This is a genomic window from Maribacter sp. (assembly GCF_049667165.1).
GTDB lineage: Bacteria > Bacteroidota > Bacteroidia > Flavobacteriales > Flavobacteriaceae > Maribacter_A.
This window is the reverse complement of sequence record NZ_JBATHS010000065.1, coordinates 1-2,112: the sequence shown is the minus strand read 5'-3', so window position 1 is coordinate 2,112 and position 2,112 is coordinate 1. Positions and strand designations below refer to the sequence as shown.

The window sequence follows — 2,112 nt, the reverse complement described above, 5'->3', positions numbered from 1 at the left end:
TACAATATTCCAATGAACTTCTTCATTCCCCAGACTACCCGGGGAAAACCCTCCAGAACACTTCTTCCGGCCTCCTTAAAGGCAGACCCTGTGTCCCAAAGCGGGTGCAAATATAAGATGGTTTTTTAAATTGCACCCTAATCTGTCAACTTTTTTTCAAAAAAAAATCTGAAAACCCTATAACCCCCTATTTCCTAAGGTCTTAAGGGAAAATAAATATTAAAAAAGGGTATTAAATATAATACATTACTTGGATCTTCACAAGATTATCATAGGCTTTTTTTTGCGTTGGGGACAGTCCCGAAGGGTCGGGAGCATCCCCGAACGCAGTAAGGGATATAATGAATGGCCCGACCCAGTACTTTTTAAAGTCTGGGTAACGCCCTAAAAACATAACTTTATATATTGCCCGCATGAATACAAGATACTATCTTTGCACACTTACTGTCATACAAAAAACATGATCAAGATTACATTACCAGACGGAACCGTTAAGGAGTATAGCAAGGGCAGTACTCCTATGGATATTGCCAAAAGCATTAGCGAGGGCTTGGCGCGCAACGTTATTTCGGCCAAGTACAATGACACTATTGTGGAAACCGTCACCCCTTTACATGACGATGGATCCTTGACCTTATATACCTGGAACGACGATGCCGGTAAAAAAGCGTTTTGGCATTCTTCGTCGCATAGTGTGGCACAAGCCTTGGAAGAACTCTTTCCTGGTGCCAAGCTGACCATCGGACCTGCCATTGAAAACGGATTCTATTATGATGTGGATTTTGGAGCGCAGAGTGTCTCGGAAAAAGATTTTCCTGCCATCGAAAAAAGAGCCCTGGAAATTGCCAGGGGCAAACATGATTTTAAAATGCATCCGGTCTCCAAAGCCGATGCCTTGGCAAAATACAAATCACAAGGCAACGAATTCAAGGTAGAACTTATCGAAAATCTCGAGGATGGCAGTATCACCTTTTGCGACCATGATACCTTTACCGATCTTTGTCGTGGGGGACACATACCCAATACCGGTATTGTTAAGGCCATTAAAATATTGAACGTTGCCGGTGCCTATTGGAGAGGTGATGAGAAGAACAAACAGCTTACCAGGGTCTACGGCATTTCCTTCCCAAAGCAAAAAGAGCTTACGGAGTACTTGGCGCTTTTGGAGGAAGCCAAACAAAGGGATCATAGAAAATTAGGCAAGGAATTGGAGCTTTTCACCTTTTCACAAAAGGTAGGCCAAGGTCTTCCCTTATGGTTGCCGAAGGGTGCCGCACTGCGCGAACGTTTGGAGGAGTTTCTGAAAAAAGCCCAGAAGAAAGCGGGATATGAAATGGTCGTGACGCCCCATATTGGTCAAAAGGAGCTCTATGTCACCTCAGGACATTATGAAAAATACGGAGCCGATAGTTTTCAGCCCATCCATACGCCAAAGGAAGATGAGGAGTTTTTATTGAAGCCGATGAACTGTCCGCATCATTGTGAAATATATAACGCTCGTCCCTTCAGCTACCGGGAATTACCAAAGCGTTATGCTGAATTCGGCACGGTATATAGGTATGAACAAAGTGGTGAACTGCATGGGTTGACCCGGGTACGCGGATTCACACAGGATGATGCCCATATATTCTGCACCCCGGATCAACTGGATACTGAATTCAAGAATGTGATCGACCTCTCATTATATGTGCTGGGTACTTTAGGTTTTGACAATTTCAAGGCCCAGGTCTCCATAAGGGATTTGAATACCCCTGAAAAATATATCGGTTCGGTTGAAAATTGGGAAAAAGCGGAAAATGCCATTATCAATGCCGCTAGGGAAAAAGGTCTTGATTTTGTAATCGAAAGTGGTGAAGCCGCCTTTTATGGCCCTAAACTTGACTTTATGGTGAAGGATGCCTTAGGCAGGAACTGGCAATTGGGAACCATTCAAGTGGATTACAACCTGCCCGAGCGTTTTGACCTCACCTATAAAGGCAGTGATAACGAACTTCATAGGCCGGTCATGATCCATCGCGCCCCCTTTGGTAGTATGGAACGCTTTATCGCCCTTTTATTGGAGCATACCGGTGGAAATTTCCCTTTATGGTTGACTCCGGAACAGGCCATAGT

General features: G+C 44.3%; 1 protein-coding gene. It reads left to right on the top strand.

The features are described 5' to 3' along the window. Positions 1-460 precede the first annotated feature (460 nt). Positions 461-2,112 (top strand): threonine--tRNA ligase (gene thrS / locus WBM98_RS03955; protein ID WP_424364726.1); only part of this gene is annotated, 1,652 nt, incomplete at its 3' end.